This is a genomic window from Pseudomonas putida, assembly GCF_028682175.1.
Taxonomy (GTDB): Bacteria; Pseudomonadota; Gammaproteobacteria; order Pseudomonadales; family Pseudomonadaceae; genus Aquipseudomonas; species Aquipseudomonas putida_AD.
Window position 1 is genome coordinate 47,394 of record NZ_JANHKS010000005.1, and the last position, 18,908, is coordinate 66,301.

Sequence of the window (18,908 nt, forward strand, 5' to 3'; positions counted from 1 at the left end):
TTATCCGTGGTCCCGGCGCCGGTTGCACCCCCGCAGACGCATTTCCCGAGGCCTTCCTAAAATGAACTCCCGCAAGTCGCAGCCCCCTAACCAGAAACACCTACAATAACCACCTGAAATCCAACGCTGGTTGCGCTTGTACCCGCAAGCCCCGGCGATGAGAGGTATGCAATGGCTCACGCTTTCCTGAAAGGCCTGGTCGCGATCCTGCTGGCGGGCGCCACGAGCCTGGCGGCTGCGGATGAGCCCGCGATCCGGGTGGTCACCGAAGAGCTTCCCCCGTACAACATGTCAGAGAACGGAAGCGTAACGGGGCTGAGCACGGAGATCGTGCGGACGGTCATGAAAGGCGTGGGGGCCTCTGCGAACATCGAGATCCTGCCCTGGGCACGGGCCTATGACCTGGCGCTGCACACCGAAAACGTGCTGATCTACTCCATCGCCAGGACGGCCGAGCGCGAGCCTCTGTTCAAATGGGTCGGCGCCATTGCACCGACGCGATGGTACCTCTTCAGCCTGTCGGATCGCCCGATCCAGTTGACGACCCTGGACGATGCTCGCCGCTACCACATCGCAACGGTCAACCAGGACGTCGGCGAGCAATACCTGATCGCCCATGGATTCGTAGTGGGCAAGGAGTTGCAGTCCAGCAGCATGTACGAAAACAACTACCGCAAGCTTAAAGTGGATCACGTCGAGCTGTGGATTTCCAACGAGTTGAACGCCATCAACCTGATGCGCAAGAACGGTGACGATCCCGACACCACCATGGTGCGCTCATTGCCCCTGCCTGAACTGTCGAGTGAGAACGGGCTATACATGGCGTTCAGCCCGGGCACGCCGGACGAAACGGTGAACCGCTTCAAGGCCGAGCTTGAAAGGATCCGGCGCGACGGTACCTATGCAGCCATCCTCGACAAATGGCTCAAGGGTGCCGGGCCTGTACATTGATTCGGCCCCTGTCGCGCAGCCAGGCCACCGAGTCCTCGGGCGACATCGGTTTGGCGATCAGATAGCCCTGCACCAGCACGCAGCCCAACCTTCTCAAGACTTCAAGTTCTTGCGCGGTTTCCACGCCTTCGCTCACACACTCCAGGCCCATGTCGGCGCTCAGCGCCAGCAGCGACTTGACGATCTTGTAGCTGGCCGGATTGCTCTGAATGTTGGTAATGAATGAGCGGTCGATCTTGAGCTTGGTCAGCGCCAGCCCGTGCAACTGACTGAGGCTGGAATAGCCGGTGCCGAAGTCATCCAGCGAGATGCCGCAGCCCAGGGTGCGAAAGGTCTGGACAGCCCACTGGGCCTGCTCGATGTCCTGTATCACGGCTGTCTCGGTGATCTCGAAATCAATGCGAGCCGGATCGATTCCGCTTTCCTCGATCAGCCTGACGAGGGTGCGCACCGCTTCCCTGGAGCCGCAATCATGGGCTGACAGGTTGAACGCCAGGCGCACATCGTGCGGCCATGCCATCGCCCCGGCCAAGGCCTTCCTGAGCAAGGGCACGGTCAAGCGGTTGATCAGCCCCAGACGTTCAGCGACGGGTATGAATTGACCGGGGGCCACCGGGCCGAGCTGAGGGCTCGTCCAGCGAGCCAAGGCTTCGAACGCCACCGTGTTGCCCGAGCGGATGTCGAGAATCGGCTGGTAGACGACACTGAATTCCTGCGCCACATCGGCCTTGCGCAACCCCTGCTCCGTGCGGATATCGCGGTTCAGGTCCAGGTAGTGGGCCGCCGAAAACTGGCAGATGCTGCCCGGCCCTTCGCGCTTGCTCTGGTACAGCGCGTAGTCGGCGAACTCGTAGGCCTGGGTGGCATCGCTGGCCATGTCCGGGTAGATCACAAAGCCCAACGAGGCACTGATGGACACCTGAATGTCACCGATGCTGAAGGGCTCCTGGAGTAACGTCTGGATGTCAGTCCCCAGCGCTGCCAACACGTCTTGTGACGCATCTTTTTTCAGCAGGCCGAACTCGTCGCCGCCCAGACGCGCCATGTGCAGGCCGTCGCTTTCGTAGCCCATCAGGCGCTGCCCCACCTGGAACAGCAGCTTGTCACCGACGCTGTGGCCATAGAGATCGTTGACCGGCTTGAAGCCGTCGAGATCGATGAGGCCTACGGCAAAACGTGACTGCTGCTCGGAGGCACTGGCCAGATGATCGTCCAGCAAAGCGAAAAACTGCCGACGGTTCGGCAGCCCGGTGAGGCTGTCCTGATTGGCCAGCCGTTCATTGTCGGCGCTGAGTTTCTCGGTATGGGCCTGGATGTTCACCAGCCGGGTGAAATCCTTGTAATGGTCTTGAAGCACCCAGATCATTGCGGCAGACACCAGCAGTACGTTGACTGCCATCGCCATGTAAACGTAAGTGCCGGTGGACACGAAAAAGCCGATGAAGGCGATGTTGACCACGGCCGTGGTGATCAGGGCGGCGGAACGCAGGTGCATCATGCAGAAGATGCAGGCTATCACGGTGATCGCCATGTAGAACGCAATGTGCGAACGGGAGTAGGCATCGCCGTAGGGATACAGCGCCAACGCCCAGGCCGTGAAGCCAAACGCCAGGAACACCGCCAGCCGATTGGTGCGGGTGAGCGTCTGCAGGATGGCGTCAGGGTGGGCCGGCACACCGCGCTTGCGCCACCACAGCATGGCCCGCAGGCTGCCGACCCCGGTCAGAAGCGCAGGCAGGTACACCGCGAGCCAGCGCGGGGCCAGATGCACGTGGGTGAAGGCCAGGGCGATGGTGTTCACCAGCAGGATGACGTACATCACCGGCAGTTGCCGGGACAGTGCAACGTACTGCGCATTCAGCAGTTTTGCGTTGTCACGGTCCACGGAAAACAGTGCCCTGAACCGCGAGAAAAGGTTGTCTCTCATTGATCGGGAAGTCCCGCAGCGCTCACAACCGTTACCATTTCAACTTTCCACCGGTTCTATCGACGTTGTTCAGGATCATTCCTGTGTACTCGGCTTGCCTGCTCATTTCTGAAGACCGTTCGTAAGTAAGGCGCAGACATGATCTTCAACACGTTTTTCAAGGCCGCTGGATGAATGGAAAGATACGAAGTTCGCACTCGAGCGGATTGATTTTTATCCGTTCTTGGCGCACGACCAGAAGTCTGCAGGAGCGCGCTTGCCCGCGACGGCGGTGGGTCATTCGACATCGAGGCGTGGGGTCACGCCTCGGAACGTCCGGAATTCAAGGCAGCCTGGATGCACGCGACAAGGGGTTGTTCGTCGAACGGCTTGGTCAGATACCCCGCAGCCCCGAGGCGTTGCGCCGCGAGCCTGGGCGCGGGCTCGGCGGAGGCTGTCATGAAGATCACCGGTATCTGGACGCCCTGCGCGATGAGGTGCTCGCACATGTTCAGGCCACTCATGCCCGGCATCTGTATGTCAGATATCAGGCAATCGGTGACTCCCATGAGTTCAGAGCAGAGGAAGTGTTCGGCGCTGTCGAACAACTGAATGGTGTACCCATACGAACGCAGCAGACTGCCGAGAGAGAGCCGAACATAATCATCATCGTCGACAATCGATATAATCGCAGGAGTGGGCAATTTACGTACCTTGCGTTGATAAGGTACAAGTCAAATGACTTCGCCTGCTCGCACAATACGCCTTCACATTTCCCGCTTAATCATACTTGCGTATAAATCAACGTTTGATGGCCAGGTTCAATGTCTCAGCCATGCGCACCAGTTCGGCGAAGGTCTTGGCTTGCATCTTTCGCATGACACTGGCCCGATGGATTTTCACGGTGATTTCACTCAGGCACACCTCACCTGCGATCTGCTTGTTCATCAATCCCGACGCTGCCAGCGCCATGATGCCCTGCTCCCGCACCGTCAGGCTCTGGTAGCGGCTGCGCAGGCCGGCCAGCCCTTTGTTGACCTCGCGCTGTTCCAGATCCTTGCTCAATGCCAGCGCGACGGCATCCAGCAGGTCCTGCTCGCGAAACGGCTTGGCCAGAAAATCGATCGCGCCGGCTTTCATCGCACGTACCGTCATGGCGATGTCGCCATGCCCGGTCATGAAGACGATTGGCACGGTTTCCTCTTTCCTGACCAGTTCGTTCTGGAAATCCAGCCCGCTGACACCTTGAAGCCTCACGTCCAGAACCAGGCAACACGGCGCATCTGGCCGCTTGAAATCAAGAAAGTCCGCCACTGACGCGAAGATTTCCACGCGCAGGCCGATGGAACGAAGCAAGCTGCTCAAGGACTCGCGCAGCAGTTGATCGTCATCGACAATGTAGACAATAGAGGCTGGGGTAGTCATTTCGCCAACGGCCTGAAGTGTGCCCACGGTTATCATTCCTTGTTCGTAAAGAGCCTGACGCCCGGAACGCGCAACGCCTCTGAGTGGTGTACGGCGAGTGCAGGCCAGTTGCAGACATCACCCCTTACCCCCACTCACGCACTGTCTTCTGTCGCCGCGCCAGGCGAATGTACAGGCGACCTACTGTAAAAAGTTACCGCGCAGGTCGATAGGACATAAACCCCTGTATTTCAGCCATTTGTTCAGACACATACATTCGTGATTGCGGTCCGCAGCGTTGAACGAGAGGCCTACCCAAGGCCGGTTTTCACTGTAAAGTGAGCGTGCTGAATATCCTGTGCAAGCGCACTGTGACTGGCCGTCGTATCTGGAAAACCTATGGCAGAACAAATACCGTTGACTCCATTCAAATCGGTTGGGTGCGCTGAGTGTCGGAACCTCGATAACCTGGGTTTCAGCTTCACCATGGCGTTCCAGCCAATCTTCAATGTCAGGACAGGCTTGCCGTACGCCTACGAAGCCCTTGTTCGTGGTCTCAATGGCGAATCCGCTGCCAGCATCCTGGGATTGGTGAATGATCAAAACCGATACCGCTTTGATCAGGCGTGCCGGGTGCGAGCCATTGAGCTCGCGGCGGAACTGGGCCTCCCCGCGATCCCGGACTGCAAGCTCAGCATCAACTTCCTTCCCAATGCCGTGTACAGGGCCGAAACCTGCATTCGTGCAACACTGGAAGCTGCCCGCACGTTTGACTTCCCGGTTGAGCGCCTGATGTTCGAGGTCACCGAAGGGGAGCGAGTCGACGACCCTGATCACCTGAAATCCATCTTTCAGGAGTACGAGCGCCAGGGTTTCACGACCGCAATCGATGATTTTGGATCAGGGTATTCCGGACTCAACTTCCTCGCGATGTTTCAGCCCAACGTTCTCAAGATCGACATGGCGCTGACACGCGGTATTGACCGGGATGGAGTACGGCGCGCCATTGTTGAAGGCATCGTACTGGTATCTGAGCGGCTGGGTATTACCGTCGTGGCCGAAGGCATCGAGACGCTTGAAGAACGAGACACGCTGCTGGCGTTGGGCGTCGATCTCATGCAGGGCTTTCTTTTTGCCAAACCCGCCGTGGGCAAACTGCAGACAATGCCGCAGGCGTTGATCCCTGCATCTCGCCGCACCTGATCCAGGCCTCTGCACGCCCCGGTTCCGCCCTGCCCGTTGGCAAGCCGGCGGGCGCCCCTTTCGCACTCGTCGGCGCGGCCTGTCACTCGGTTGGCGAGTCGATGTCGATGTCAGACGCTCGGTCCGGTGATCTTTTTATTCTGAACCATACAGGGCTGAAGGACTCAGCTTAATGGACGGATGCGACATCAGAATCTCCCAGTTTCGCCTGGATACTCCGGGTTCTGATCTCTCCCGCTGGGCGATGGTCCTGAAAGCTGATGCCTCGACATCCTCAAATTTCCCCACCAAAGGAATGATCCATGACGTCCAAACTCTCAATCGCTGCTTTATCCATCACTCTATTCTGCGCAGTTTCAAGCGTTTCCTACGCGGCTGATGAACCTGGCGTGACGCTCAATCGCCCTGGAACCGGGGACAGGGAATACAAAGTGGGCGATCCCGTGCCTGACGAATATCAACGTGAAAGCATGGAAGTCAAAGACTGGAAAAGTCGGCACTTGAAGGCGCCCGCCGAGCACGAGCAATGGGTGCAAATCAACGGCAAATATGCCTTGATCAGTGTGCCGACGGGCACCATCAAGGAAATGGTCAACAAGTGATGGGGAGGCGTTCAGCCATATCGCCACCAAGCTTGGCAGTCGGGGCCGCATTCACAAACAGCCCGTGCAGGGCACGGGCAACTTCCTGGCTCAAGCGCCACAGGATGCGGTCCTGCCTGCCTTGAATCAAAAGAACGTGTAGGTGTAGTTGAAGATCAGTCGGGTCTGGTTGGTGTCGACAATCGGACTGCCGCCGCCACGGTAGATGCCGTGGCGCAGGGTGGTCCCAAAGCCCTTCAACGGCCCGGATGGCACCACGTAATCGACGCGCATGTCAGTTTCCCACTCGTGGGTGTCAGGGCCGGTGCCATTGGCGGCCCTGGCGTCTTCACCACGCAGGTAGGCCACCGAGGTCTTCAGGCCCGGCACCCCGACGCTGGAGAAATCATAGGCGTACTGGGCCATGGTGGTGTTCTCGCCAGCGCGGGAGAAGTTGCCCACCACCGCGTCCGACCAGGAATAGAACGACGCCCCGCCCTCCCCGTCGTTGCGCCCGCGACCATCGACCACGTTGGCCTGGTTGGCCCAGACGAAGCCGCCGTCACTTGACACATGCTGATAACCCAGACTCAGGCTATGGCCGTGCAGGGTGTAGGTGAAGGTGGCGATGCCAGTGTCGTTGTCCACCTCGCCCGGATCCTTCGCGTAGCCACCGTTGTTGTTGAAGCGGTAGCCGACATCGCCGTTGGCCCCGTCCGAGCGGCTTCTGAAATAGCGCAGGTCAGTCTTGAAGCTCTGGCTCTCGCTGATCGGCAGGACATGCTGCAGGCCGAAGAAATGCTGGGTGTAGAAGTCTTCAAGGTTGGCGTAGTAGTACTGCAGCGTGAGGTTTTTCGTAGCCTTCCAGTCACCACCAGCGAAGCGGAATTTGTTGCTGTCCCGTGTAGCACCGGCTACCGATAGGCCCGAACTGTTAGTCGAGGCTCGGCCCCGAGCGCTCTCGATCTGGCCACCCGTGAGGGTGAGGTTGTCGATTTCCCTTGAGGTGAACATGAACCCACCGAACGTCTGCGGCAGCAGCCGGCTTTCGTTGGCGATCAGGATCGGCAGGTTCGGCGACAGCGTGTTGCCGTAGCGCAGTTCGGTTTTCGAGAACCGCAGCTTGGCTGTGGCACCCCCGGCACTCCACTCATGGGGCGCCGAACCATCGCTGTCGCTGGGGGTGAAGGTGTTGCTGTCCGGGTGGTGGCCCTTGCCGCCATCCAGGTGGATGCCCACCAGGCCCTGCAGGTCGAGACCGAAGCCTACGGTGCCCTCGGTGAAACCGGACAGGTAATCGACCTTGAAGGCCTGCGCCCACTCGCGCTGGTCCTTGCCGCCTTCGTGGTTGTCGACGTCGTAGTAATAGTTGCGCGCGTTGACCGTCAACTTGCTGTCTTCGATGAACCCTGCGTGAACCACCTGTGCAACGCCAAGCGCCGCGGTGGTCATCATCAGGCGCGCGGGGAATCTGCTCTTTGTGCTCATTGTCCTGCTCACTCTTGTTGTGTGCGTGCAGCCGATACCGCCGCATTTATTGTTCGGGTGCTGCGCGATGGGCGCAGTGCCCAACCGGTCAGAGGCTGTGGCGGAGCAAGGCTAGAGCAGGCAGCGAGCGGCAAATAGCGGGGCTGCGGACAAACAGTTTTTACATGCTGGGGGGGTAATCGGCAGCGTAGACAGCAACAAGGCGGACAGCCGATCCTCATTGTTCAGCCTGCTGAAAACTCATTTCGGCGCCGGGGCGTATAAGCGAACGGTCGGTCTGGATAGAGTCCTGCCATCTCGATTTCCCCTATCTCCCGTCATTCGGGACCCCAGGAGTTTCCAATGGCAGACACCGCGCAAGACTATCAGCCCGCCGGCTATATGCCTGACAAGATATGGCAACCGAAGACCGAGTACGGCGGCCAATTCGCAAGCATCAACCGCCCTGACTCGGGCGCGCGATTCGACCAGCCGCTGCCAGTCGGCAAGCACCCGCTTCAGCTGTATTCCCAAGGCACCCCCAACGGGCAGAAGGTGACGATTCTGCTGGAGGAATTGCTGGCGCTGGGGCACACGGGCGCCGAGTACGATGCCTGGCTGATCGACATCTTCAAGGGCGATCAGTTTGGCAGCGGGTTCGTCGGCATCAACCCGAACTCGAAGATCCCGGCGCTGGTGGACCGTTCGATGAACCCGGCCCTGCCCGTCTTTGAAAGCGGCTCAATCCTCGTCTATCTGGCGGAGCGCTTCGGCGAGTTCCTGCCGACAGAGCCACGAGCACGGGCGCAGACCTTCAACTGGCTGATGTGGCAGATGGGCACCGCGCCTTTCGTGGGCGGCGGGCTGGGCCACTTCTACGCTTACGCGCCGATCAAGATCGAATACGCCATCGACCGCTACGCCATGGAAACCAAGCGCCAGTTGCACGTGCTGGACACCCATCTGGCAACGCGGGAATACCTGGCGGGCGATCAATACACCATCGCCGACATGGCGGTGTGGCCGTGGCATCCGGGCAGCCTGTTTGGCGTCTACAACACTCACCAGTACCTCGAAGTCGAGCAGTACAGCCACCTGCTGCGCTGGTATCACGCCATTGCCGCACGCCCCGCCGTGGCCCGGGGCCGCATCGTCAATCGCACGTCCGATGCACCGGGAACCTTTCTGCGCGAGCGTCACGACGCCGCTGATTTCGCGCCGTTTTTCAAGTAGCCACTCCGGTGTGGCCGTGATCAGTGCAGGGTGCTGGTGTTCGCGCACAGCTCGGCGATCCAGTCGACGAACACCCGCACCTTGGTCGAGAGGTGACGGTTTTCCGGGTACACGGCGTACAGCGGCAGCGGCTCGTTGGCCCAGTCGTCGAGCACGGTAACCAGACGCCCCTCCCGCACCCAGGGCGCCAGCAGGAAATCCGCCATCTGAATAATACCCAGTCCCGACAGGCCTGCTGCGGTGTAGGCATAGCTGTCGCTCAAGGCGACGGGGCTGGACAGGGCCACATGCACACGCTCCTCATCTCGGGTGAAGTACCAGTCGAACATCTTGCCGGTGCGCGCGGAGAAGTAATTCACGCAACGGTGCTGCGCCAGATCGTTGGGGTGCAGCGGGCGGCCATGGCGTTCCAGGTAGGCCGGCGAGGCACAGGTAGCGTAGTGCATCGTCCCGACAGGCCGGGCGATCAGGCGCGAATCGGCAAGCTGTCGGCCGCCGCGTATGGCGCAGTCCACGCCCTCTTCGACCAAGTCCACCGGGCGGTCGCTGCACCCCAGTTCCAGTTGAATGTCCGGATAGCGCTCGAAGAAATCCGGCAACGCCGGGACAATCACTTCGCTGGCAAGGCCGGTTGGCACATCGACCCGCAAACGCCCTGAAGGGCTGAGACGGCTTTGCGAGACGGCCTCTTCGGCGTCACGCACCTCGCGCAATATGCGAAGGCAGCGCTCGTGGAACGATGCGCCGTCGGCGGTGACGCTGACGTGGCGTGTCGTACGGTTCAGCAGCTTGACCGACAGCGACGCTTCCAGCGACTGAATGAGAGTGGTAACAGTCGCTTTCGGCAACTTCATGTTTTCCGCCGCGCGGGTGAATCCTCCCGTGTCCACGACCTGGACGAAGACTTCCATTGCCAGCAATTTGTTGATCAAGGTCCTGGCCCCTGGCCGTGGGTGAAAGCCCATCATAAAGGGCGACAGCGCAAAGGGGGTCGATTTTCAGGAGGCTGACCGCGACCCCGTAGCAGCCGGGCTTGCCCGCGGGTGGGCCTCAAGGTCGCCCCGCCGGCAAGCCGTGCTGCTACGGGACGGTGTAATCTGCCAGCATGCAGGCAATGAAAACGGGGAACCTCTCTCACTGGACGTTTTCAGAGCTTTGTTGCGAAGCGAGCGCACGGACCACCACGGCCACTGGAGCAACCCGATGTTTCACCTGATGTTCACCACCCCTTGCCTGTATGTGACCGTGCGGTTCATCTGGCCGATGCCCTGGCCGCTGGCAGCTCGGCTGGCCGGTGCGCTGTTGCTGCTGCTCGCCTCGCAATATCACCTGTATTCCCGGCTCTCGTCCGGCAGCGTGTTCGACCCGGAATTTCCCCGTGCGGTAGTGATTCTCTTCAATTGGGCGTTTGGCGCGATATTGCTCATCGCGGTGCTGCAGATCGTGCTGGACCTGGGCACGCTGTTGACGATGCTGGTTCGCCAGCGCTGGCTGACCATCCCTGCCACCCTGCGTTACGCCGCAGGCGGCGCAGCACTGGTGCTGGCGGCCATCGGCGTGCATCAGGCAATGCGCGTGCCGCCGGTGAAGGACATCGAGGTCGCCATCAAGAACCTGCCCCCGCAGTTCGAGGGCTACAAGATGTTGCAACTCACCGACATGCACATCAGCCGGCTGTTCGACGAGCCGTGGGCGCGCGCGGTGGTCAAGCGCTCCAACGCGCTGGGGGTGGACCTGATCGTGGTCACCGGTGACCTGATTGACGGCCCGATCAGCGCCCGTACCCGAGACGTGGCGCCGCTGCACGACCTGTACGCCACCGACGGGGTGTTCGTGATCCCGGGCAACCATGAATACTTCTTCGATAACGAAGCCTGGATGCAGTACTTCGTGTCACTGGGCATGACGCGCCTGAACAACAGCCATGCGCTGATCGAACGGGGCGGCGCGCAGCTGATACTGGCCGGCGTGACGGACCTCAGTGCGCCACGGGCGGGGCTGCCCGGCCCGGACCTCAAACAAGCGCTGACCGACGCCCCCGCCAACACGCCGATCATCCTGCTCGACCACCAGCCACGCAACGCCCGGCAATCCGCCCGCCAAGGCGTGGCGTTGCAGTTGTCGGGCCACACCCACGGCGGCATGATCCGCCCCCTCGCCCCGTTCATCGCCCGGGCCAACGAAGGCTTCGTGTCCGGGTTTTATGACGTCGACGGCATGCAGCTCTACGTCAACAACGGCACCGCCCTCTGGCCCGGATTCGCCTTGCGCCTGGGCGTCCCTTCGGAGTTGACGCGGATCACCCTCAAACGAGCCGTGGGCCCAGGCTGAAAAGTCGCAGCCTTCTCACTGCCAAAGATTGACAGCCGCAGGGATCGCTGGCTATAAATAGGGTGTTGTACGACGACAGACGATAAATCGTCCGTTCACCTCTAAAAATAAAAAATGAGTGTCGGTCACCACCATGAATTCGACTTCCTTGTTCATCTCCCCGAATGCCCTGCCCTGGGCCACTCATTTGCTACGTCAGCGTTATGCCATATCGGGTCCTCCCGAGAATCTGGTTGCCACCCCGCCGCACCGCACTTGTTAGACGTCTGACTCCAGGGCCTCGCGCTCCGGAGACGTACACGTGCACTCTCGTAAACAGCCGAGAGACCATCACCCCTCCAAGAATAAAAGTGATGCCATGAACCCGAACGAATCCACCCATCCGCAAAGCCTCACCCGGGCGGCAACCCGGTCTGTCGGTAAATACCGCTGGACCATCTGCGCGCTGCTGTTTTTCGCCACCACGGTCAACTATCTGGATCGCCAGGTGCTCAGCCTGCTGGCGCCGGACCTGTCCACGGAGTTTGGCTGGAGCAACACCGACTACGCCAACATCGCCTCGGTGTTCCAGTTCGTCTATGCCATCGCGATGATTTTCGCCGGGCGCGTGGTCGACAAGATCGGCACCAAGACCGCGTACGTGGTGGCCATCGGCGTCTGGTCCACCGGCGCGGTCATGCATGCGTTCGCGGTGCCGCTGGGCCAGGGGATCGGCGCGATCACCACGGCGTTGGGCTTCGCGGCGATTCCGGTGTCCATTGCAGGTTTCATGCTGTCACGGGCGGTGCTGGCCATCGGTGAGGCGGGTAACTTCCCCATTGCGATCAAGGCCACGGCTGAATATTTCCCGAAGAAAGAGCGCTCGTTCGCCACCGGGATCTTCAACTCCGGCGCCAACGTCGGCGCGATCGCAGCGCCCATCTGCGTGCCGCTGATCGCAGCGATGTGGGGTTGGGAATCGGCGTTCATCGTGATCGGCCTGCTGGGCTTCGTATGGCTGGGCTTCTGGGTGGCGATGTACGACAAACCGGATCAGCAGAAGCGTCTGACTGAAGATGAACTGGCCTACATCCGCAGCGACGAGGCCGAGCAGGTCAAGGCCGCTCCGGTGCCGGGCGCGCCTGCCAAGAAAGTCTCATGGTTCAAGCTCCTGACCTACCGCCAGACCTGGGCCTTTGCCTTCGGCAAGTTCATGACCGACGGCGTGTGGTGGTTCTTCCTGTTCTGGCTGCCAACATACCTGTCTGCGCAATACGGCATGAAAGGCGCGGCCATCGTGATGCCGTTGTTCGTGCTGTACAGCATGACCATGGTCGGCAGCATCGGCGGCGGCTGGTTCCCGAGCTACTTCATGGCCCGTGGCGACAAGCCCTACGACGGCCGCATGAAAGCCATGTTCGTGATCGCCCTGTTCCCGCTGCTGGTGCTGCTGGCGCAACCCCTGGGTTACATCAGCTTCTGGGTGCCGGTGCTACTGATCGGCATCGGCGCATCGGCACACCAGGCGTGGTCCTGCAACATCTTCACCACCGTGTCCGACATGTTCCCGCAGAAGACCGTCGCCTCTGTGGTCGGCATCGGCGGCATGGCGGGCGGCCTGGGCGGCGTGGTCATGACCAAGATCGGTGGCTGGGTGTTCGACTACTACAAGTCGATCAATGACATCCACACCGGCTACATGATCATGTTCGCCATCTGCGCCCTGGCTTACCTGGTGGCGTGGAGCGTGATGAAAGCCCTGGTGCCGCGCCACAAGGAAATCACCGATCTCTGATCGGCCCTCTACAACCGGATTCTCACGGTCGCCCGTGGATACAGGCGGGGCGTATATCGCCCCGATTACAACAAAAAGGAAATATCGATGACCAGGTCCAGACTGCTGTTGGGTTTTGTATGTTTGTTTTCGGGCTATGTCGCCGCAGCACCGTCTGCGGACGAACAGGATGTCGCCAAGGCTGTCGATAAAATGACCCAGGCGATGCTGCACAAGGACACCAAGGCCTTGGCCGCCCTGACCTCGGAGAAGGTCACCTATGGCCATTCCAGCGGCAAGATCCAGAACAAGGATGAATTCATCGCCGACATCGAAACCGGCCGCAGCGGCTTCAAGACGCTGCAGATGCTCAACCAGAAAATCACCATGGACGGCGACGTCGCCCTGGTGCGCAACCACTTCTCCGCCCAGGCGGTGAACAGTGGCGTGGAAGTCCCGACCGAGATCGAGAACTTCCAGATCTGGCAGAAACAGAAAGGCCAGTGGCTGCTGATCGGCCGTCAGGCTTTCAAGTTCTGATCCAGTTGCAGCGGCCTGTCGGCGCGGGTGATCGTTGATCGCCACGCCGGCAGGCCAGGTGCTGGCGATCGATCCAGCATTCATCAGTTCACCCCTGCCCGCCCGATCCCAAGGGCGCGACTCGAACCCCGATAAATCGCTTTGAACCCGACAGATCCCGAGCGTTGTACTAGCCTCAAGATCCTCATGAAGGGAGTCACGCGATGAAAACATCTGTGTTCAACACGCTGCTGTGCTGCACCCTGCTGGTACTGGTCGGTTGCGCCAGTTCCCGGGTCGATCCGAGCCAGTACTCAGGTTTTCTGAAGGACTACAGCCGTCTCAAGCCGGCTGAAAGCGCCACTGGGGCGCCGGTAATGCGCTGGATCGATCCGGACATCAGGCCGGGACAATACAGCCGGGTGTACATCGAGCCGAGCCAGTTCTATCCCAAGCCCCAGCCCACGGCGGTGATCTCCGCGCAGACGCTGCAATCGATCACCCGCTACTTTGATGCCGCGCTTAAGCGCGAACTGGGCAAGGATCTGGCACTGGCGCAGGGTCCGGGGCCCGGCACCATCATCGTACGCCCGGCGATCACCGCAGTATCGACCCACAACGAAGGCCTGAAACCGTATGAGGTCGTTCCCATCGCGCTGGTGGCGGCGGCTGTGAACACAGCTTCCGGCGGGCGCGACCAGAGCGTCGACATCGCCACCGAAGCGGCGTTTCTGGATGCCGACAGCAACAGAGTGCTGGCCCAGGTGGTGCGCAAGGGTGCGGGCAAGCCGCTGGAAAACGACAAGACCCAACTGACCCTGGACGACGTCAAACCGGTGCTCGACGCCTGGGCCACCGACATGCGCCTGAGCTTCGAAAAACTCAAGGCCGGCAAATAGCGTCGCGGGTTCTGTCGCATACACCGCCCCGCCGGCAAGCCGGACTGCTACGAATGATCTCCACCGGCCCTGTAGGAGCGCGCTTGCCCGCGATGGCATCCGCAAGATCGCCAACGCCGGCAAGCCGTGCTGCTACGGGGTTACAGGCCAGCTGCAAACCTCGCGGACGTTCCACCCCGAACCCGCTATTTCAACCAGTTCTTCACCCGCGCCGAGTCTTCACGGCATCCGTGGGCAAACGCGGAGGTCAGCCATTCCCGGCGGCGTTCGTTGGGTTCGGACGACGACATCGCCAACCCGTAGTAGCCCTCGGCGCGGAACTCTTCAAGGCTCAGGTTCAAAGGGCGTGCGTTGTCCTGAACCCAGGCGATCGGGTCCTCGCCCGGCTGCAGGGCCGGCTTGTGCTTGGGATAGCAATAGGGGAACGTGGTTGGCAGCGGATAGTCCGCCTTATAGGGGTCGTCGCCCTGCACAACCGTCTCGAGAAGGGCCAGACGCTTGTTCAACTCATCGGTTGGCGGGTAGCTGAGGGCGCATTTGGCGTACTCCAGCGCGCCGGCTGTCAAACCCAGCGCCGCCGCCTGACCATACAGTGCGCACACCGCGTCCTTGCTGCCCAACGGTTTTTCGGCAAACAGCAACCTGGCCTTCAAATGAAAGGCAACCGCGTGCCCCGCCGCAGCGGCGTTGTCCAGGTGAGCCTTGAGTTGCTGGTGGCTTTCGGTCATCCGCGTGATGATCGCTTCGGCCTGCTGCTTGTCGGCGCCTTCCTGTTGCGAAAGCGCCATCAGCGCGTCTTTCTCGTCAACCAGATCGTCAAGGGCCTTCAACGCTGCGTGGTATTCACCGGTGGCTTGCGCACTCGGCGCGGCGGGCGCCGCGAAAGCCGACGTCGCGGCAAGGGACACCGCTAACACGGCGAGAGATCGGGGGATCATGCAAAGCTTCCTGTCATGCTGAACCTCAAGGATAGGTGCGGCTGCGCAGGACCGATGCCTGGCCAGGCCACCAGACGGTATCGTCCGCAACCGCAAAATCCTTAGGCCCTCACTGCCCTCAGCGCAGAAACTCCTCCGTGGAAACCACCTTCGCATAGCCAAACCGCAGCGCCGCCATGAACGCCGCATGGACCTGGACCGACGGCACGCTGACGCCGTTGAACTCCAGATCATGGGTTGCGCAGGCATCGTGGATGACGGTGGTCTTGAAGCCGAAATCGTCAGAGGCGCGGGTCACGGCGTCGATGCACATGTGGCTCATGTTGCCGATGACGGTCACGTTCTCGATCTCGCGAGCCTGCAGGATCGCCAACAACCGGGTCTCGCGGTGCGGATTCATGAAGTGCTTGAGAATCACCGTTTCGTCAGGCAGGGCCGCAGCCTTGGGATGCAGTTGCGCGCCTTCGCTGCCGGGTACGAAGAACGGCGCATCCGGGGACGGCGTTTCGTGGCGGATGTGGATGACCAGATCACCCTGCGCTCGCGCGGCGGCAATGATGCGCGCAGCGTTATCGGCCGCTGCCTGGACGTTCGCCAGCTGCCATTTGCCGCCAGGGAAGTAGTCATTCTGGATGTCGACGACGATCAGTGCAGTGTTGCTCATGGGAAACTCCGGGGAGAAAAGGTGGCTGCAGCTTCAATAGTCCGCAGAAGTAGCGGACCGAGGCGGTATTCGCCGTTGAATCCAGTATCGATCCCGCCAGAAATGTTGAGAATTCCCGGCTTGGGCAATTGACTGTTTCACCCGGAGAAATCAATCGTCGATTTCTCAACACACTCTTACGGCACTGCGAATGATTCAGGCCACGAGCGCTTTCGTCTGGCAGTCGCTAGACTTCGCCTTCGGTTTCAACCCAGGGTAAGAAGAACAGGCCATGCTGACCGAACTCAGTAGCTACCTCGACGCGTTCATCGCCACCGCCGACGAGGGCAGTTTTTCGGCGGCTGCCCGGCGGATGGGGCTGACGCCGGCGGCAGTCAGCAAGAGTGTCGGGCAACTGGAGGCGCGGGTCGGCGTGCGGCTGTTCCAGCGCAGCACCCGCAGCCTGGCGCTGACGTCCGATGGCGAACGCCTCTATGCCCAGGTGCGCCTGCCCTGGGGCGAGATCGGCGATGCCCTCACCGACCTGCGCCAGGGCGCGGGCAAGCCGGCGGGCACGCTGAAGGTGTCGCTGGCCTACACGGTCGGGCGCGAGTACTTCGTGCCGATGATGGACGAGTTCGTGCGTCGCTACCCGGACGTGGTGCCCGATCTGCATTTCGATAACCGCCAGGTCGATCTGATCAACGAAGGCTTCGACGTGGCCATCGGTGGCGGCATCGAGTTGACCGACGCCCTGATCGCACGGGAGCTGGCGCGTCTGCGCATCGTGCTGGTGGCCTCCCCGACCTACCTGAAGGAACATCCGACGCCGGAGCACCCACAGGAGCTGACGCGCCATCGCGGGCTGTTGCGCCGGGTGCTGAGTTCCGGCCGGCTGGCCCCGTGGAAGCTGAAGAGTCATGCCGGCGAGGAAGTGGTGGCCAGCGTGCGCCCGGTGATGATCCTGGACGACCCCGAGGCCATGGCTCGTGCAGCCGCGACCGGCATGGGCATCGCCATGCTGCCGATCCCCCATGTATTGCCAATGCTTGAGCGCGGCGAACTGGTGCGGATACTCCCCGACTGGTACGCCGACTCACTGCCGCTGTCGATCTACTACACCAGCCGCAAACTGGTACCCGCCAAGGTCCGGGTGTTCGTGGATTTCATCGTCGAAGGGTTTCGCGCCAGCGGTCACGTGGCCCGCTTCAACAAGTGGTGAATTTACAACCATTGGTTGATGCTGAACCTGCCATCTGGCGACTACAGGTTTGGCCAGCAGCGGGTTAGCCTGTTGCCCAAATCCAGCCTTACCGGAAGCATCCCATGAAAAAGATCGGCTTTCTCAACTTCGGGCACTGGTCCACGTCCGCCCATTCCCAGGCCCGCTCCGCCGCTGATGTGCTGCTGCAATCGATCGACATGGCCGTCGCGGCTGAAGAACTGGGCGCGGACGGCGCGTTCTTTCGCGTCCACCACTTCGCCCGGCAACTGGCCTCACCCTTCCCGCTGCTGGCGGCGGTAGGCGCAAAAACCCGGCGCATCGAAATCGGCACCGGTGTGATCGATATGCGCTACGAGAACCCGCATTACATGGTCGAAGATGCAAGCGCCGCCGATCTGATCGCAGGCGGTCGCTTGCAACTGGGCATCAGTCGCGGCTCGGGGGAACAGGTCATCGAAGGCTGGCGGCATTTCGGGTATGCGCCCAATGAAGGCGAGACCCACGCCGACATGGCGCGCAGGCATACGGAAGTCTTTTATGAGTTGCTGCGCGGCAAGGGCTTTGCCCAGCCCAACCCACGGCCCATGTTCGCCAACCCACCGGGGCTGCTGCGCCTGGAGCCGCATTCCGAAGGCCTGCGGGACAGGATCTGGTGGGGCTCGGCATCCGACGCAACCGCCGTGTGGGCAGCGCAAATGGGCATGAACCTGCAGACATCCACCCTTAAGGTCGACGAAAGTGGCGAGCCCCTGCACATCCAGCAGGCCGAGCAGATCCGCCTGTATCGACAGGCCTGGAAGGAAGCCGGGCATACCCGCGAGCCGCGCGTGTCGGTGAGCCGCAGCATCTTTGCGATCACCAATGACATGGACCGTATGTACTTTGGCTCAAGCGACGAAAGCCAGGACACCATCGGCCTGCTGGACGGCCATATCCAGACCGTTTTCGGGCGTAATTACGCGGCCGAGCCGGATGTGCTGATCGAGGCACTGGCCAGGGATGAGGCCATCGCGGCCGCCGACACCCTGCTGTTGACCGTGCCTAACCAGTTGGGGGTGGAATACTGCGCCCACGTGATCGAGTCGATCCTCAAGCATGTCGCGCCTGGGTTGGGATGGCGCTAGCGGCCACAGGATCGCCGGTCACAAACCTCGCGTTCCATCCGCGCTCCTACAGGTGGGAATCTGAACACCGACCCCGTAGCAGCACGGCTTGCCGGCGGGGGCGTAGGCAAGATCGCTGACGCCGGCAAGCCGGACTGCTACGCGGGATGCGCGCGGGATGTGAATTCGACCCGTGGGGCGCTAACTCTTGCTCTTGTTTTTCTTCTTGTTAAACGCCTTCAACCGCGCACTCGCGTTCTGCACCGCGGCCATTTTCTCCGGGCGCTTCATGCCGCGCCATTTACGGATTTCCTCGCGGCTGCGTCCGCAACTCACGCACATCTCGCTGTTGAGCTGACACAGCGACACGCAGGGGTTTTCAATGTCCTTTGCCATGCCTGCCTCCCGCGCGCTGCCGTGAGTTCAGCCGAGCCACCCAGTCCCCACCGTGCTGGGCATTGCAGCGCTCTTCGGAATCGAATTCGACGTGGGAAGCGATGGCCGAAACACTGATTCCGACATCATCAAATGCCGCCTGAGTCAGGGCTTGCATCCGTTGTTTGTCCTGGCTGGCGAGCGCGGCATTCATGCTCGCATCACTGTCGAACACCCAGGTGACCACCAGGCTGTCCGCCAGGCGCTCGTAATCCACGCGATGGGTGAGCCATTCAAAGCCCGCAATCTCGCTTTTTGCCGTTTCGCAGGCCCAGGTCAGTGCCCTCACCAGTTCGCGCTCGATACCGGCATGTTTC

General features: G+C 61.1%; 19 protein-coding genes. 10 read left to right on the top strand and 9 right to left on the bottom strand.

Going from position 1 to position 18,908, the window contains the following annotated elements:
* The first annotated feature begins 171 nt into the window (after nt 1-171).
* Nucleotides 172-951 (top strand): substrate-binding periplasmic protein, encoded by a 780-nt coding sequence (locus NPS29_RS05490; protein WP_274131215.1) that lies wholly within the window; start codon nt 172-174, stop codon nt 949-951.
* Here NPS29_RS05490 and NPS29_RS05495 read toward each other — a convergent pair.
* From NPS29_RS05495 to NPS29_RS05505, 3 genes are all read right to left on the bottom strand, one after another.
* Nucleotides 926-2,878, bottom strand: a complete 1,953-nt coding sequence (locus NPS29_RS05495; RefSeq protein ID WP_274131216.1) for a putative bifunctional diguanylate cyclase/phosphodiesterase — start codon at nt 2,876-2,878, stop codon at nt 926-928. The genes NPS29_RS05490 and NPS29_RS05495 overlap by 26 nt on opposite strands.
* A gap of 299 nt (nt 2,879-3,177) precedes the next feature.
* Nucleotides 3,178-3,561 (bottom strand): response regulator transcription factor, encoded by a 384-nt coding sequence (locus NPS29_RS05500; RefSeq protein WP_274131217.1) that lies wholly within the window; start codon nt 3,559-3,561, stop codon nt 3,178-3,180.
* Nucleotides 3,562-3,658: 97 nt separating this feature from the next.
* Nucleotides 3,659-4,282: a response regulator transcription factor gene (locus tag NPS29_RS05505; protein ID WP_274131420.1), complete on the bottom strand. Its 624-nt coding sequence runs from the start codon at nt 4,280-4,282 to the stop codon at nt 3,659-3,661.
* A 378-nt stretch (nt 4,283-4,660) separates the two neighbouring features.
* Between NPS29_RS05505 and NPS29_RS05510 the strand changes: the two genes are divergently transcribed.
* A complete protein-coding gene (locus NPS29_RS05510) occupies nt 4,661-5,464 on the top strand; it encodes an EAL domain-containing protein (protein WP_274131218.1) in 804 nt (267 codons plus the stop codon).
* 302 nt (nt 5,465-5,766) lie between these two features.
* Entirely contained in the window at nt 5,767-6,066 is a 300-nt protein-coding gene (locus tag NPS29_RS05515) for an RcnB family protein (protein WP_274131219.1), read from the top strand.
* A gap of 126 nt (nt 6,067-6,192) precedes the next feature.
* On the opposite strand, the gene NPS29_RS05520 is transcribed toward NPS29_RS05515, so the two are convergent.
* A complete protein-coding gene (locus NPS29_RS05520) occupies nt 6,193-7,533 on the bottom strand; it encodes an OprD family porin (RefSeq protein WP_425312448.1) in 1,341 nt (446 codons plus the stop codon).
* Nucleotides 7,534-7,875: 342 nt separating this feature from the next.
* On the opposite strand from NPS29_RS05520, the gene yghU reads away from it, so the two are divergent.
* Nucleotides 7,876-8,745, top strand: coding sequence for a glutathione-dependent disulfide-bond oxidoreductase (yghU, locus tag NPS29_RS05525; protein ID WP_274131220.1), 870 nt, complete (start codon nt 7,876-7,878; stop codon nt 8,743-8,745).
* Nucleotides 8,746-8,765: 20 nt separating this feature from the next.
* Here yghU and NPS29_RS05530 read toward each other — a convergent pair whose 3' ends face one another.
* The gene (locus tag NPS29_RS05530; RefSeq protein ID WP_337993879.1) at nt 8,766-9,677 is read right to left on the bottom strand and encodes a LysR family transcriptional regulator; all 912 of its coding nucleotides are present in this window, start codon (nt 9,675-9,677) and stop codon (nt 8,766-8,768) included.
* Between the two features lie 271 nt (nt 9,678-9,948).
* Here NPS29_RS05530 and NPS29_RS05535 point away from each other — a divergent pair, with 271 nt between their 5' ends.
* The 4 genes from NPS29_RS05535 (at nt 9,949) to NPS29_RS05550 (ending at nt 14,247) form a co-directional block, all read left to right on the top strand.
* Nucleotides 9,949-11,076, top strand: a complete 1,128-nt coding sequence (locus NPS29_RS05535) for a metallophosphoesterase (RefSeq protein ID WP_274131221.1) — start codon at nt 9,949-9,951, stop codon at nt 11,074-11,076.
* Nucleotides 11,077-11,434: 358 nt separating this feature from the next.
* On the top strand, nt 11,435-12,850 hold the full coding sequence (locus tag NPS29_RS05540; protein WP_274131222.1) for an MFS transporter: 1,416 nt from the start codon (nt 11,435-11,437) through the stop codon (nt 12,848-12,850).
* 87 nt (nt 12,851-12,937) lie between these two features.
* Nucleotides 12,938-13,369, top strand: a complete 432-nt coding sequence (locus NPS29_RS05545; RefSeq protein WP_274131223.1) for a nuclear transport factor 2 family protein — start codon at nt 12,938-12,940, stop codon at nt 13,367-13,369.
* Nucleotides 13,370-13,572: 203 nt separating this feature from the next.
* Entirely contained in the window at nt 13,573-14,247 is a 675-nt protein-coding gene (locus NPS29_RS05550; protein WP_274131224.1) for a DUF3313 domain-containing protein, read from the top strand.
* 185 nt (nt 14,248-14,432) lie between these two features.
* Here the strand turns inward: NPS29_RS05550 and NPS29_RS05555 are convergent, their stop codons facing one another.
* Entirely contained in the window at nt 14,433-15,185 is a 753-nt protein-coding gene (locus tag NPS29_RS05555; protein ID WP_274131225.1) for a hypothetical protein, read from the bottom strand.
* Between the two features lie 118 nt (nt 15,186-15,303).
* Entirely contained in the window at nt 15,304-15,849 is a 546-nt protein-coding gene (locus NPS29_RS05560) for a cysteine hydrolase family protein (RefSeq protein WP_274131226.1), read from the bottom strand.
* Nucleotides 15,850-16,120: 271 nt separating this feature from the next.
* On the opposite strand from NPS29_RS05560, the gene NPS29_RS05565 reads away from it, so the two are divergent.
* Together NPS29_RS05565 and NPS29_RS05570 are read left to right on the top strand one after the other, a co-directional pair.
* Nucleotides 16,121-17,050, top strand: a complete 930-nt coding sequence (locus NPS29_RS05565; RefSeq protein ID WP_274131227.1) for a LysR family transcriptional regulator — start codon at nt 16,121-16,123, stop codon at nt 17,048-17,050.
* Nucleotides 17,051-17,154: 104 nt separating this feature from the next.
* Nucleotides 17,155-18,177 (top strand): LLM class flavin-dependent oxidoreductase, encoded by a 1,023-nt coding sequence (locus NPS29_RS05570; protein WP_274131228.1) that lies wholly within the window; start codon nt 17,155-17,157, stop codon nt 18,175-18,177.
* Nucleotides 18,178-18,357: 180 nt separating this feature from the next.
* Here NPS29_RS05570 and NPS29_RS05575 read toward each other — a convergent pair whose 3' ends face one another.
* Together NPS29_RS05575 and NPS29_RS05580 are read right to left on the bottom strand one after the other, a co-directional pair.
* Entirely contained in the window at nt 18,358-18,552 is a 195-nt protein-coding gene (locus NPS29_RS05575) for a DUF1289 domain-containing protein (protein WP_274131229.1), read from the bottom strand.
* Nucleotides 18,536-18,880, bottom strand: coding sequence for a hypothetical protein (locus tag NPS29_RS05580; protein WP_425312449.1), 345 nt, complete (start codon nt 18,878-18,880; stop codon nt 18,536-18,538). The genes NPS29_RS05575 and NPS29_RS05580 overlap by 17 nt, the downstream gene beginning before the upstream one ends.
* Nucleotides 18,881-18,908: the final 28 nt, after the last annotated feature.

Coding starts and splice junctions, on each gene's coding strand:
- NPS29_RS05510 (WP_274131218.1), top strand. CDS start 4,661: ATGGCAGAACAAATACCGTTGACTCCATTCAAATCGGTTGGGTGCGCT.
- NPS29_RS05575 (WP_274131229.1), bottom strand. CDS start 18,552: ATGGCAAAGGACATTGAAAACCCCTGCGTGTCGCTGTGTCAGCTCAAC.
- NPS29_RS05520 (WP_425312448.1), bottom strand. CDS start 7,533: ATGAGCACAAAGAGCAGATTCCCCGCGCGCCTGATGATGACCACCGCG.
- NPS29_RS05565 (WP_274131227.1), top strand. CDS start 16,121: ATGCTGACCGAACTCAGTAGCTACCTCGACGCGTTCATCGCCACCGCC.
- NPS29_RS05545 (WP_274131223.1), top strand. CDS start 12,938: ATGACCAGGTCCAGACTGCTGTTGGGTTTTGTATGTTTGTTTTCGGGC.
- yghU (WP_274131220.1), top strand. CDS start 7,876: ATGGCAGACACCGCGCAAGACTATCAGCCCGCCGGCTATATGCCTGAC.
- NPS29_RS05540 (WP_274131222.1), top strand. CDS start 11,435: ATGAACCCGAACGAATCCACCCATCCGCAAAGCCTCACCCGGGCGGCA.
- NPS29_RS05550 (WP_274131224.1), top strand. CDS start 13,573: ATGAAAACATCTGTGTTCAACACGCTGCTGTGCTGCACCCTGCTGGTA.
- NPS29_RS05555 (WP_274131225.1), bottom strand. CDS start 15,185: ATGATCCCCCGATCTCTCGCCGTGTTAGCGGTGTCCCTTGCCGCGACG.
- NPS29_RS05495 (WP_274131216.1), bottom strand. CDS start 2,878: ATGAGAGACAACCTTTTCTCGCGGTTCAGGGCACTGTTTTCCGTGGAC.
- NPS29_RS05570 (WP_274131228.1), top strand. CDS start 17,155: ATGAAAAAGATCGGCTTTCTCAACTTCGGGCACTGGTCCACGTCCGCC.
- NPS29_RS05505 (WP_274131420.1), bottom strand. CDS start 4,282: ATGACTACCCCAGCCTCTATTGTCTACATTGTCGATGACGATCAACTG.
- NPS29_RS05515 (WP_274131219.1), top strand. CDS start 5,767: ATGACGTCCAAACTCTCAATCGCTGCTTTATCCATCACTCTATTCTGC.
- NPS29_RS05560 (WP_274131226.1), bottom strand. CDS start 15,849: ATGAGCAACACTGCACTGATCGTCGTCGACATCCAGAATGACTACTTC.
- NPS29_RS05535 (WP_274131221.1), top strand. CDS start 9,949: ATGTTTCACCTGATGTTCACCACCCCTTGCCTGTATGTGACCGTGCGG.
- NPS29_RS05490 (WP_274131215.1), top strand. CDS start 172: ATGGCTCACGCTTTCCTGAAAGGCCTGGTCGCGATCCTGCTGGCGGGC.